A 13,215-nucleotide genomic window follows, 5' to 3' on the forward strand; every position below is an offset into this window, starting at 1 on the left:
TTATAGCTTCCCCATGACATTTGCAATGAAGGCGCATCAATGTGGTGAGAAACGCGGTCCTTTGCCACCCAGGCCCTCTGTGGGGCTTGGGCGCTTACCTACTTACATGGCGGGCGGGAACTTGTCCTGGGATTCGATCAGGAACTGTCTGGCGGCGGCGTCGTTGACCAGGTCGGTCATGGCGTTGGCTTTGAGCAGGTCTGCAGGGGTGCAGGCTTTGGAGATGATGAAGCCTTGTACGTAGTCCACGCCCAGTTCTTGCAGGGCTTTCAGGGTGGGGACGTCTTCTACCCATTCGGCGATGCTGATCATGCCTAGGTTGTTAGCCAGTTCAACGATAGTGCGGACGATGGCGACGTTGGTTTCTTTTTTCAGCATGTCGCAGATCAGGGCACCGTCAATCTTGATGGCATCGGCGGGCAGTTCGCGCAGGTAGGAGAAGGAGGTGTACCCCGCTCCAAAGTCATCCAGTGCGATGCGCACGCCCATTTTCTGCAGGCGACGCATGAAATTACGTGTGTGCTCCAGGTCGTCCAGTGCGACGCCTTCGGTGATTTCTACACACAGTCGGCGGGCCAGGTGTTCGAATCGGGCCAGGATGTCGAAGAGCCATTTGATGAAGGTGTCGTCGTTCAGGGACACGCCGCTCAGGTTGATGGTGACCCATTGGGTCTTGCTCAACTGAGCTTCGTGTTTGGACATCCATTCCAGGGTGGCGGAGAACACCCATTTATCGATGATGGTGATGGTGCCGCTTTCTTCTGCTGCTGCGATGATGCGGCCGGTAGGGATGAGCTGGCCAGAGGAGTCGCGCACGCGCAGCAAGGCCTCGAAGTTCAGGCTGTCCATGGGGCGACGCAAGGCAGCGATAGGCTGCATTTCCAGGTATAGCGCGCGAGAAGAGCCACCTTCCAGCTCTTCAAATAAACGTAGTTCTTCGGCGTGTTCTTGCAGGACGTTGGAGTCCTGCCCGTAGATAATCATGTCCTGATGCAGGCGGCGGGCGTCGCGGGCAGCTCGGCTGGCGGCGGAGATGGCTTCTTGCGGAGCCATGCCGGGGGCGACTTCGACCAGCCCCAGTGTGCTGCGCAGGTTGAAACTGCGGTTGCCAGCCAGCAAGGGGCTTTTGTTCAGCGATTCCAGCACGCTATTGGCCAGAGTGCGAGCCTGGTCGGGTTCGCAGTCTTCAAAGATGATGACAAATTCGTCGCTGCCGATGCGGCCAATCTTGTCTTTGCTGCGCAGGACGGATTCCAGTTGCTCGCAGACTTTCAGCAGCAGGGCATCGCCCGAGGAATGGCCGAAGGTGCCGTTCACATATTTGATGTGGTTCAGGTCCAAGTAGGCCAGCAGGCACGGTTTGTCGTCCTGGCTGCGGCTGAGCAGGCCGTCCAGTGCTTTTTCGATGCCGCGCTGGTTCAGGACATTGGTAACCGGATCGTTGTCGGCCATCAGGCGCAGTTGGCGGTAGGTCTCGGCACGGGCGGTGATGTCTTGCAGAGATCCTTCGATGCACTGATTGACGATGGCCACACGCAAGGCAAATTGGCAGGGCTGGGCATCGGCGTCGTAGTAGGTAATGGTCACGTCCTGACCATTTTGTGTGCTTTGGGCGACAGCTTTCCAGTCTTGTTCGGGAAAGAAATTGGTCCAGTGTATGGTGCTTTCGTTCGGGTCTGCGTCTATGTTGAGCATGCGCGCCAGAATGGGACTGATGCGCAGAAAGACGCCGGACTCGTTCAGGGTAAACATGCCGACGGGGGTCAGCAGGTAGTGGGCCATGAGTTCGTTACGGGCGCGCAGGGATTCGCTGCGGTCTTCTCGCAAGCGTTCACCCACGGCCAGGGCCACCATCAGGTTGGAGAGCAGGAAGGCGATGACGCCGTTGAAGTTCTCTACAAAGCTGGAGCGACCAAAGGCCACCAGAAAGATGGCTGAAATCAGCATGCACAGGGCCATGCTGAGCAGCACCAGTTGCCAGAGCAAGATGCGCGAGCGGGTGTGCAGGAGGACGGACAGCAGCACGGCAGAGACGCAGCACAGCGCGTAGATGGTGCTGACCCACATGACGGGCTGGAACACGGACGCCGGGGCCAGCAGGGACACGGGTAACAGGATCAGGCCCAGTATGCCCACCGTAGGCAGCAAGCGTTGCAGGCGGGCGGTGGTAATCGAGTTGCCCAGCAATACCGTAAACAGGGAATAGCTCAGGATGAAGTAGCAGGCGATGGTCACCTGACGCAGCACCGGCATGTACTGCGAGGGCAGAATCTGGCCTAGCCACTGGGTATCCCAGCCCATGGCCATCGAACCCAGGCGCAGGTTGCCAATCAGCCAGACTGACAGCAGCAGGTAGATCCAGGCGCGGTTGGTGGCGGCCAGCACCAGCATGAACATGGCCATGGTCAGCAAGCCGCCTTCCAGCAGCCCTATGCCACGGCTAAGACGGATCGAGGAGTTGGTGACGTCAGCGCTGGCCCAGAGCTGAGCTTGCAGGAGGGTGGGGCGGGAGGTCTCGACACGGCACAGCACGGTGTCGGGGTGGTTCGCCTGGCCTAATTCCAGGGTGTAGCTTTTTACCGGGGCGGGTGACAGCGGGGTAGGCGGGTCCAGCTCACTGTTACGCAGGGCCTGGCCGCTGCGGGCGTCTTGGCAGTGCAGCGAAGAAATCGGGGAGGCCGGAAAGTGCAGGACCTGGTCCTGCTGGGGGAAGGGGGCGGGCAGGGTCAGCAGCAGCCAATGGGGCTCGCTCAAGTGCAATCGTTGCCGGGTCGGGGCATTTTCCAATTGCGTCAGTAACTCTGGATCCGCATGCTCTTGCTGGCTGGCCAGCGCCTGAATGCCCAAACTTTGACCGGGAACGGTAGGGTAGCGATTCGGCAGGAACAGTAATGCCCATAAAGTGAGCATGATCAGAAACAAAGGGATGACGTAAAGACTCAAGCCGCGAATCAGGCGCTCGCTGGCCGAAGTAACAGGCTCAAAGCCGTGTGTCGGTATCCCAGGGGTGGTCATGATGGTGGTACAGCCTCCAGCGCTTACCATCGAACTGTCTGGCCACTGACAGCGAAATCTGTGCGTTCCTGGCTAGGACAGGACGCAACAGGCCGGGACTGCGATGCCTGCTGATGGCAGCGCAGTCCCGGCCTGTTTTACGGTCAGATTCGAGAGTTCTTTAAGGCTGAATGGTTGTTACCTGCATTCTTGCCCGTCTTTAAGGGAGCAATCGTTCGGTGGCAAACAAACTTTCCAGGCTTTCGCGGGGGCGGATCACATGAACCTGATCGCCGTCGACCAGAATTTCAGCCGCACGGGGGCGGGTGTTGTACTGGCTGGCCATGGTAAAGGCGTAGGCACCGGCGGACATGATGGCGACCAGATCGTCCTGTTTCAGATCCAGCTGGCGGTCACGAGCCAGCCAATCACTGCTTTCGCAGATGGGGCCAACCAGATCGTAGCGGGGAGTGGACTCGGTCACTGGACGAGGCTCTACCGCTTCCACGCCGTGCCAGGCATCGTACAGAGTGGGGCGAATCAGGTCGTTCATGGCGGCATCAATGATGGCGAAGTTTTTGGTCTCGCCATGCTTGAGGTATTCCACGCGGCTGAGCAGCACCCCGGCATTGCCCACCATGGAGCGGCCGGGTTCCAGCACGATTTCCAGATGGCCCAGGCCGTTCTTGTCCAGAGCGGCAAACACTTCGGTCAGCAGCTGGGTAGGGGTCACCAGGGTTTCGTCGGTGTAGCGAATGCCCAGACCACCGCCCAAATCCAGATGAGTCAGGTTCACGCCTTGCTCTTTCAGGGTCAGGATCAGCTTGATCAGCTTGTCCAGCGCATCCAGAAAGGGGCTGACTTCGGTAATCTGCGAGCCGATATGACAGTCCACACCCACAATATTCAGGCTGGGCAGCTCTTGAGCGCGTGCATAGATGCGGGGAGCCTGATCAATCGGCACGCCGAACTTGTTGTCTTTTAGGCCGGTGGAAATGTAGGGATGGGTACGGGCATCTACGTCCGGATTTACGCGCAAGGAAACAGGCGCTTTCACATTCATGCGTTCAGCAACCTGTGCAACGCGCTCCAGCTCGCCTTCGGATTCGACGTTGAAGCACTTCACGCCTGCTTTCAGGGCAGCTTCAATTTCCCAAACCTGTTTGCCAACACCGGAGAACACCACCTTGCCTGGATCGCCACCGGCGGCGATGACACGGGCCAGCTCACCGCCCGAGACAATGTCAAAGCCGGTACCCAGACGGGCGAATTCTTGCAGAATGGCCAGGTTGGAGTTGGCCTTCATGCCATAGCACACCAACAACTTGCGGTCCTGGCCTGCCACTCGATAGGACTCCCAGGCGTCGCGCAAGGCTTGGCGGGAATACACATACAGAGGGGTGCCGAATTCTTCAGCCAGCTTGTTCAGGGGAACTTGCTCGGCGTGCAGCGTGTTGTTCTGAAATTGGAAGTGAGGTGCAACGGTCATGGTGTCGTCAAATAACAGAGGTTAAGCGAGCAGGGCGAAAATCAGCGCGGCGCTGTTTGGGCGTCCGCTGCTTCCTGCGCAGGAGGGTGGTACAAGGGGCCTTTGTAGCCGCAAGCGCTAAGAAAAACGCTAAGTGCCAGCAAGGCCAGCAGGCGGGAGGAGCGTAGTTTGTTCATAAGGTGTTGAGCTAGTGCGGACAATGCAGAACATTATGCCATTGTGAGGGACAAAGCATAAAAAAACGCCGGCTAGGCCGGCGTTTGGGTACTGGATTTAGAAGGGGACGAAGGGCTGGGCTTGCGTGCCCGAAGAACCGGAGTCAGAGTCCAGTTGCCGCAGCAGGTCGCCAATACCATCGCTTTGATCGCCACCGCCTTGTTGCAGGGCACCGTCACCTGGAGCGGGCAGACCAACACGGGCAATCGCTTGTCCGGGTGGGAATTCGTCAAAGTAGAAGTCCCCGTTGATGCGCGACAGGCCGGAAGGCATGGGGCCTGGAGGGACGATAGGCTTGTCTTTGAGCGCGGCGCGCATGTAGTTGATCCAGATAGGCATGGAAGCACCACCGCCGGTTTCACCCGAACCCAGGCTGCGTGGCTTGTCAAAGCCCATCCAGGCAATACCAACCAGATCTGGCGTGTAACCGGCAAACCAGGCGTCCTGGGAATCGTTGGTGGTCCCTGTCTTGCCACCAATGTCCGTACGCTTCAATTCGCGCGAGGAGCGGGCACCGGTGCCGGAAGTTGCCACACCGCGCAGCAAATCGTTCATGACGTAAGCTGTACGGGCGTCGATGGCACGGGCAGCCGCATCACCGGCCACAATGGGCTTGGCACGCATGATGACTTTGTTGGTGCTGTCGGTTACGTAATCGATCAGGTAGGGCTCGGTGCGGTAACCGCCATTGGCAAAGACCGAGTAGGCACCGGCCATTTGCAGAGGCGTTACGCTACCGGCACCCAGAGCCAGCGGCAGCACGGCGGGCTGACGGGCTTTGTCGAAACCAAAGCGGGTCACGTATTCCTGCACGTACTTGGGACCGACGGCCTGCATGATACGGATGGACACCATGTTTTTGGATTTATACAAGCCTTGGCGCATGGTCAGCATGGGCTCGTAGGTGCGACCGTAGTTCTTGGGTGTCCAGGGCTTGGAGCCGGTCTGGGCTGCGGTCAAAACAAAAGGTTCGTCCGAAATCTGAGTGGCTGGAGTCAGACCACGCTCCAGCGAGGAGGCGTAGATGAAGGGCTTGAAGGCCGAGCCGGGTTGACGCCAGGCTTGCGTGACGCGGTTGAACTTCCCGTCCGAGAAGTGGAAACCGCCCACCATGGCTTGGATAGCGCCGTCTTGCGGGCGTACCGACACAAAAGCCGCTTGCACCGCAGGCATATTGATCACTTCCCAGTAATCGCCATTGCGGAACAGATAGACCACGGAACCGCGCTGAATGCGCACGTCTGCCTTGGCGTTTTTCACCAGGCCACGAGCAACAATCTTCAGGGCGCGCTTGTCGTTGACATCAATAATTTGCTGGGCGGTACGGGCCACGCGAATCTGGTTGGGGCTGGCATCGAGCACCACACCGGTCAGCAAGTCGCCTGTGTCGGGGTACTTGTCCTGCAAGTCATCCAGAATGGAGTCCAGCTGGGCGTGATCGTTTTCAATACCGGCAGGCAGATCCACCTGGCCTTGCGGGCCGGTGTAAGGAGCACGACGGGTGTAATCCAGAATACCGTTGCGTACGGCCAGGTAAGCCGCTTCCTGGTCGGTGGACTTGATCGTGGTGTAGATATTGAAGCCGCGCGAGTACACATTGTCCTGGTAGACGCCGTACAGCAGTTGGCGAGCCAGTTCAGCTGCGTATTCACCGTGGATGGCGTAGCCACCCGCCGGTGTACCCAGGGCCGACTTCACAACGATTTCCTGTGCCATCGCCTCCTGGTATTCCTGCTCAGTGATGTAGCCCAGGGTACGCATGCGGCCCAGCACATAGGCTTGGCGAGTTTTGGCACGCTCGAAGTTGGCAATGGGGTTGAAGCGCGAGGGGGCTTTGGGAATACCGGCCAGCATGGCGGCTTCTGCTGTGGTGATTTCGCCCAGTTGCTTGCCCAGATACGTTCGTGAGGCTGCGGCAAAACCATAAGCACGATGTCCCAGATAGATCTGGTTCATGTACAGATCCAGGATCTGGTCTTTGGTTAGCGTGGCTTCAATCTTGAAGGTCAGCAGCAGTTCGTAGAACTTGCGGGTATAGGTCTTTTCCGATGACAGGTAGAAGTTACGCGCTACCTGCATGGTGATTGTACTGGCCCCCTGGGTCTTGGACATATGGGTCATGTTGGCCAAGGCAGCGCGGCCAACACCCATCCAGTCAATACCGCCGTGCTGGTAGAAGCGATCGTCCTCGGCCGCCAGAATGGCCGATTTCATGACATCGGGAATTTCGTCAAAACGCAACACATTGCGGCGTTCTTCACCAAATTCGCCGATCAACACCTTATCCGCCGTGTAAATGCGCAGCGGCACTCGGGGGCGGTAGTCGATCATGGCGCTAAGGTCAGGCAGGTTTGGCCAGGCCAAAGCCAGCGCAAGCGACCCAAGCAGGACGGCACACAGACCAAGCCCCACAAAAAAGACCGAGGTCTTGATGATGAGGCGGGCAAGCCAGGAACCGGAGCTTTGCTCGGGTTTAGAATTGGGGGAGCGGGAAGAGGAACTCATTAGGGCTGATTTTAAAGTCCAAACGCAGCAGGACTGGGCCTCAAACCAAGTATCAATGTAACAAAATAATACTAAGCAAGCGGACTGTGCTTAGGGAAGGCTAATGGGATAATACACAAATGAACCACTCTTTACCCGCTGAGCTGATGCCTGTAGAACATCCTGATCCCTTAACAGACGCCGAGCTGCTCCATTTACAACAGACTGGCCCACGCCCCATTATTTTGGTAGGCATGATGGGAGCCGGTAAAACGACCATTGGTCGTCAATTGGCGCGGGAACTCAAGCGCGAGTTTATGGACCTGGACCACGAGCTGGAAGCCCGTAGCGGTGTGCGAGTGGCCACTATCTTTGAGTTCGAAGGCGAGCAAGGGTTCCGCAAACGCGAATCTGCGGTGCTCGATATTTGTTCGCGTCAGACCGGTATTGTGCTGGCAACGGGGGGCGGGGCCATTTTGTCCGAGGCCAATCGCCAGATCATCAAAGATCGCGGTATCGTAGTGTACTTGTGCGCTACCGTGGATGAGCTGTACCGTCGCGTGGCCCGAGACCGTAACCGGCCGCTGTTGCAAACAGCGGACCCACGCGCCCGCATTCAGGAACTGTTGCAAGCGCGCGAACCCCTCTATGAAGAAGTGGCGGATGTCCGCTTTGAAACTGGCTCGGCGCCAGTTCATCATGCGGTGCGCCACTTATTGTCCCTGTTGAAAGAACGAGGTTGCTAAATGTCTGTAGTGCATGTTGACGCCCAGGGTGGCGCTTATCCCATCCATATCGCCGCCGGGCGTCTGGCGCATCTTGCAGACACGGTGCCAGCCGATACGTCTGCCATTGCAATCGTCACCAATCCTACGGTGGCCGCCCTGTACCTGGCACCTGCAAAGGAAGCCCTGGCTGCAACCGGCAAGCCTGTTCATGTGATCGAGCTGCCCGATGGCGAAGCCTACAAGAACTGGGAGTCCCTGAACCTGATTTTTGACGCGCTGCTGGGCGGTCACCTGGATCGCAAGGCCCTGATTGTGGCCTTGGGCGGTGGCGTTATCGGCGATATGGCCGGTTTTGCTGCGGCCTGCTTCATGCGGGGTGTGCGCTTTGTGCAGGTGCCGACGACCTTGCTGGCGCAGGTGGACTCCTCGGTGGGCGGCAAGACGGCGATCAACCACCCGCTGGGCAAGAATATGGTGGGCGCGTTCTACCAGCCTATCGCTGTAGAGGTGGATACGGACGTACTCAAGACTTTGCCTGCTCGTGAGATCTCCGCCGGTCTGGCGGAGGTTATCAAATACGGCATGATTTACGACCTGGACTTCTTCAACTGGTGTGAAGAGCAGATTGCGCCCATGCGTACGCTGGAACAAGAACAAATCGTCTATGCGATTCGTCGCTCCTGCGAGGTCAAGGCTGAAGTCGTTTCCCAGGACGAACGCGAATCTGGTCTGCGCGCCATTTTGAACTTTGGTCACACTTTTGGCCACGCGATCGAGTCCGGCATGGGCTACGGCCAATGGCTGCATGGTGAGGCCGTGGGCTGCGGCATGATTATGGCTGCCGAGCTCTCCGCCCTGGTCTGCGGCTTGCCTGCTCAGGACGTGGCTCGTATCAAGGCCCTGGTGCAAGCCAGCGGATGTCCGATCACTCCACCACAATGGCCTGCGGACCGTTGGCTGGAATTGATGCAGGTGGACAAGAAAAATGAAGGTGGCCAGCTGCGTTTTGTGCTGCTGGATAAATTAGGCCATGCCAAGGTGCAGGCGGTCGCGCCTGATGTGGTACGCCAGGCATTGGCCCGCTTTACAACGGTGGAACAGGAGTAAAACCTATGCAAATGCTTGCCGCTTATGCCTGTCACCCTGAACAGTCCCGCGGTCGGCGTTATGCAGAGGCAGCGCCCCAAGGCCGTAACGCCTTTCAGCGGGACCGCGACCGGATCATTCACTGCAATGCCTTTCGCTTGTTGGAATACAAAACCCAGGTGTTCATTAACCACGAAGGTGATTTATTTCGAACACGATTGACGCATAGTCTGGAAGTGGCCCAGCTGGCGCGGGCCATTGCCCGCAATCTGGGTTTGCACGAAGACCTGATCGAAGCGATCTCTCTGGCTCATGATCTGGGCCACACTCCTTTTGGCCATGCAGGTCAGGACACCTTGAATAGCTGCATGCAAAGCCTGCGTCCCGAGGCCGGGGGCTTTGAGCATAATCTGCAAAGTCTGCGGGTGGTGGACGAGCTGGAAGAGCGCTATGCCGCCTTCAATGGCCTGAACCTGTGCTTTGAAACCCGCGAGGGGATTTTGAAGCATTGTTCGCTGAAGCACGCCCGTGAATTGGGCGAGGTCGGCCAGCGCTTTATTGATCGCACCCAACCGTCGCTGGAAGCCCAAATGGCCAATCTGGCCGATGAAATTGCTTACAACAATCACGATATTGATGACGGTTTGCGCTCCGGCCTGATCCGCTTGGAACAATTGCTGGAGCTGCGCCTGTTCAACAGTCATTACGAGCATGTACAAGCCCAATATCCGGGCTTGAGCGGTCAACGTTTGGTGGCGGAGATTATCCGCGGCATGATCAACACGCTAGTGGTGGATTTAACGGAAACCACGCGTGCCAAGCTGGAAGAGCATCGCCCGGACAGCGTGGATGCGATTCGTCATTTGCCTCGTTTGGCCGGATTCTCGCCAGATATGCGGGCGCAGGCTGATGAGCTCAAACGCTTCTTGCACGCGAATCTGTATCGCCACTACAAGGTGGTGCGCATGATGAGCAAGGCGCAGAACATTGTGCGCGAGCTGTTCCATGCTTTTCTGGATGATCCTCGTTTGCTGGCGGCGGAGCATCGCCGTGAAGACCCGATTGCTCAGGCCCGTGCCATTGCTGATTACATCGCTGGCATGACGGACCGCCATGCCATTCGCGAGCACGACGCTATCTTCAAGATGTAGCTCTTCTTCATTGATAAAGCGCCAAAAAACCATGTTTTGGTGCTCGAGGCCTGAACAGCGTGGTCTTTTAAGGGAGACAGCCTTTAGCGCTGCAATAAAGGCTTCAGATAGCGCCCGGTATGGCTTTGCTCGCAAGCAGCAACAGTCTCCGGGGTGCCTTGCACCACAATCTGCCCACCGCCCTGGCCACCTTCCGGTCCCATGTCCACAATCCAGTCTGCCGTTTTGATCACATCCAGATTGTGCTCAATTACGACCACGCTATTGCCCGACTCAACCAGTTTGTCCAGCACTTCCAGCAAGACAGCAATGTCCTGGAAGTGCAGGCCGGTTGTGGGCTCGTCCAGCACATACAAGGTTTGACCGGTACTGCGCTTGGACAGCTCCAGTGACAATTTCACCCGCTGCGCCTCACCACCAGACAGGGTAGTCGCGCTTTGACCCAGGCGGATGTAGGACAAGCCCACATCAATCAAGGTAGTCAATTTACGCGCGACCACTGGCACCGCATCAAAGTATTCCAGCGCCTGCTCAACCGTCAGGTCCAGCACTTCGCTGATATTGCGGCCTCGGTAGCGAATGTCCAGCGTTTCACGGTTGTAGCGACGGCCCTGGCAGACATCACAAGGTACATAGACGTCCGGCAGGAAGTGCATCTCTACCTTGACCACGCCATCGCCCTGACAAGCTTCGCAGCGGCCGCCTTTAACGTTAAAGGAGAAGCGGCCTGGGTCGTAGCCACGCAATCGTGCCTCGGGCACGCTGGCGAACAGCTCACGAATAGCCGTGAACATGCCCGTGTAGGTGGCTGGATTACTGCGTGGGGTACGACCAATCGGGGTTTGATCGACGTTGATGATCTTGTCGAAATGCTCCAGGCCTTCCATACGATCGTAGGGCGCCGGTTCGGCGTGGGCACGGTGCAGCAAATGCGAGAAGGCGGTTGCCAGCGTGTCGTTGATCAGCGTGGACTTGCCCGAGCCGGACACGCCGGTAATGCAGACTAGTCGCCCAGCCGGAATCGCCAAATCAACAGACTTCAGGTTATTGCCGCTGGCACCGTACAGACGCAGCCAGTTCAGGCTGTCATCCACCGGGCGACGCTTGGGGATGGCAATCTGGCGCTTGCCGGACAGGTACTGGCCGGTCAGAGAGTCAGGGTTCTGGGCCAGATCTGCGGGTGAACCTTGAGCGGTAATTTGACCGCCATGTTCGCCAGCGCCGGGGCCCATATCGATGACATAGTCGGCGGTGCGTATCATGTCCTCGTCGTGCTCGACCACGATCACGCTATTACCCAGGTCCCGCAGGTGTTGCAGGGTCTGGATCAGTTTGTCGTTATCGCGCTGGTGCAGGCCAATGGAGGGCTCGTCCAGCACATACATCACGCCGGTCAGACCGGAACCGATCTGGCTAGCCAGACGAATGCGCTGGGCCTCGCCACCGGAAATGGTGTCGGCGCTGCGGTCCAGAGACAGGTAGTTTAGACCCACATTGTTCAAAAACTCCAGCCGCAGGCGGATTTCACGCACGATGCGGTCGGCAATTTCTTTTTTCGCACCCGTCAGCGACAGGCGCTCGAACCAGGCCAGGCAGTCGGACAGGGCCAGGGCTTCGACTTCATAGATGGCCAGTCCTTTGGCTTGTCCTTGCGCTGCGGAGTGAGTCTGCGTGCACTGTGCGGCATTGTCAGACAGCTGGTCGACATTGAGGGTTGCGGAGTGGGCAGACGCGGTGCCTGCATGATGCTTGCACCCAGTATGGCTTGGAATCGGATCATCCCCGATACGGACGTGACGCGCCTCCAGACGCAGGCGTGCGCCATGGCAGGCTGGGCAGGTCTGGGTGCGACGCAGCTTGTTCAGTTCCTCGCGCACGGCGCTGGAATCGGTTTCCGCCCAGCGACGTTGCAAATTCGGAATCACCCCTTCAAATGGGTGAGTTTTCACGGTGGTGCGGCCTTTCTCATTCAAATAGAGAAAGGGGATTTCTTCCGCGCCGGAGCCATACAGCACGGTGCGACGCAGCGCTTCGGGCAGGGACTCGAAGGGGGCCTCTATATCAAAGTGATAATGGGCCGCCAGGCTGGTCAGCAAAGTGTAGGTAAAGGCATTGCGTCGGTCCCAGCCCGCAATGGCACCGCCTGCCAGGCTCAGTTCCGGAAAGGCCACCACCCGTTCGGGGTCGAATACATCCACTTGCCCCAGGCCGCTACAGTCCGGGCAGGCTCCTGCTGGATTGTTGAAGCTGAACAGGCGTGGCTCCAGCTCGGGCAAGGAGTAATCGCAGACCGGGCAGGCGTAGTGACTGGAATAGGGCTGTTCCAGGCCTGTGTCCAGATTCACCACCAGGCAACGCCCGTTGCTGGTGGACAGGGCGGTTTCCAGGCTCTCGGCCAGACGCTGCTGGCTATCGGGTCGAATGCGCAGACGGTCTATGACCAGGTCCAGGTCGTGTGCCTGTTGGGCATTGAGTGCAGGCAGATCTTCAATGCTGGAGATCTCGCCATCGACGCGTACCCGTACAAAGCCTTGGGCTTGCAGGCCGCGCAGTTCAAGCTGCAGGTCACCAACCAGGCCACGGTGCATGGGTGCCAGCACAGCAATACGGGTTTCAGGTTCCCATTGCAGAATCTGGTCTACCATCTGGCTCACGCTATGAGCCTGCAAGGCCAAGTGGTGTTCCGGGCAGTAAGGAGTCCCGACCCGCGCGTACAATAGGCGCAAATAATCGTGGATTTCGGTAGTGGTCCCCACGGTGGAACGCGGGTTATGGCCTGCTGCTTTTTGCTCGATGGCAATGGCAGGCGACAAACCTTCGATCAAGTCCACATCTGGCTTGTCCATCAGTTGCAAGAACTGACGTGCATAAGCGGACAGGCTTTCCACATAGCGCCGCTGGCCTTCGGCATACAAGGTGTCGAAGGCTAGAGAGGATTTCCCAGAACCGGACAGCCCCGTCAGCACGACCAACTGGTGGCGTGGCAGGTCTACGGAGATATTTTTCAGGTTGTGGGTACGGGCACCACGAATGCGGATGGCTTCCATCGCTTTATTTAGGCTTGTCA

General features: G+C 58.1%; 8 protein-coding genes. 3 read left to right on the plus strand and 5 right to left on the minus strand.

Features of this window, described 5'->3' with window-relative positions:
- Positions 1–102: 102 nt before the first annotated feature.
- The 4 genes from D0C27_RS04300 to D0C27_RS04315 form a co-directional block, all read right to left on the minus strand.
- Positions 103–3,015 carry an EAL domain-containing protein gene (locus D0C27_RS04300; RefSeq protein WP_240688308.1) on the minus strand — a complete coding sequence of 971 codons (2,913 nt, stop codon included), beginning with the start codon at positions 3,013–3,015 and terminating at the stop codon, positions 103–105.
- 199 nt (positions 3,016–3,214) lie between these two features.
- Complete coding sequence (lysA, locus tag D0C27_RS04305; RefSeq protein ID WP_137430489.1) at positions 3,215–4,483, minus strand: diaminopimelate decarboxylase; 1,269 nt, start codon at positions 4,481–4,483, stop codon at positions 3,215–3,217.
- 41 nt (positions 4,484–4,524) lie between these two features.
- Entirely contained in the window at positions 4,525–4,659 is a 135-nt protein-coding gene (gene lptM, locus D0C27_RS04310) for an LPS translocon maturation chaperone LptM (RefSeq protein ID WP_080655585.1), read from the minus strand.
- A gap of 97 nt (positions 4,660–4,756) precedes the next feature.
- Positions 4,757–7,204, minus strand: a complete 2,448-nt coding sequence (locus tag D0C27_RS04315) for a penicillin-binding protein 1A (RefSeq protein WP_137430490.1) — start codon at positions 7,202–7,204, stop codon at positions 4,757–4,759.
- A gap of 119 nt (positions 7,205–7,323) precedes the next feature.
- Here D0C27_RS04315 and D0C27_RS04320 point away from each other — a divergent pair, with 119 nt between their 5' ends.
- From D0C27_RS04320 to D0C27_RS04330, 3 genes are read left to right on the plus strand one after another with little or no spacing between them, the layout of a single operon-like run.
- Entirely contained in the window at positions 7,324–7,929 is a 606-nt protein-coding gene (locus tag D0C27_RS04320; protein ID WP_009461975.1) for a shikimate kinase, read from the plus strand.
- Positions 7,930–9,018 (plus strand): 3-dehydroquinate synthase, encoded by a 1,089-nt coding sequence (gene aroB / locus D0C27_RS04325; RefSeq protein ID WP_022983678.1) that lies wholly within the window; start codon positions 7,930–7,932, stop codon positions 9,016–9,018.
- A 5-nt stretch (positions 9,019–9,023) separates the two neighbouring features.
- Positions 9,024–10,148, plus strand: coding sequence for a deoxyguanosinetriphosphate triphosphohydrolase (locus D0C27_RS04330; RefSeq protein ID WP_060185522.1), 1,125 nt, complete (start codon positions 9,024–9,026; stop codon positions 10,146–10,148).
- An 83-nt stretch (positions 10,149–10,231) separates the two neighbouring features.
- On the opposite strand, the gene uvrA is transcribed toward D0C27_RS04330, so the two are convergent.
- Entirely contained in the window at positions 10,232–13,195 is a 2,964-nt protein-coding gene (uvrA, locus tag D0C27_RS04335) for an excinuclease ABC subunit UvrA (protein ID WP_137431525.1), read from the minus strand.
- Positions 13,196–13,215: the final 20 nt, after the last annotated feature.

The sequence above is a fragment of the Alcaligenes faecalis genome (genome assembly GCF_005311025.1).
Classification (GTDB): Bacteria; Pseudomonadota; Gammaproteobacteria; order Burkholderiales; family Burkholderiaceae_B; genus Alcaligenes; species Alcaligenes phenolicus.